A 495-nucleotide genomic window follows, 5' to 3' on the forward strand; every position below is an offset into this window, starting at 1 on the left:
TAATCTTCTGCATTTTTTTGATGCCCTTTCTTGTCTCTTGACACCCATAAACCGACCCCTAATATTAATACGGCATATGCTATAAAAATTAAGTAGTCCCAAATACTAAAACCTGCTGTCATAATAAATTTATGTATAGTTAATTATTTATAATTGTTGTTCCTTCACTAGGATTTGCTTCAAAAGCTGTTAATTTTATATTGAATTTTTTAAAATATGCTTCTGATGCTGCTTCAATAAATTCTTCTACAGCTTCTTTATGAATTATATTTATGGTACATCCTCCAAAACCGCCACCCATCATACGTGCGCCAATAACTTCATTGTATTGTCTTGAAAAATCAACTAAAAAATCCAATTCCGGACAGCTTACTTCATATAAATGTTGTAAACCCTCGTGTGTGTGATACATTAAATCTCCCAACTCTTTTAATCGATTATTTTTCAACGCTTCTACTGAATTCAACACTCGTTCCTTTTCTTCAACAACATACA

1 pseudogene is annotated in these 495 nt (G+C 31.7%); it reads right to left on the minus strand.

Features of this window, described 5'->3' with window-relative positions:
- Positions 1–139 precede the first annotated feature (139 nt).
- A pseudogene (locus HGB55_RS15345) lies at positions 140–495 on the minus strand (galactokinase); the annotation flags it as partial.

Source organism: Lutibacter sp. B1 (assembly GCF_012524075.1).
GTDB lineage: Bacteria > Bacteroidota > Bacteroidia > Flavobacteriales > Flavobacteriaceae > Lutibacter.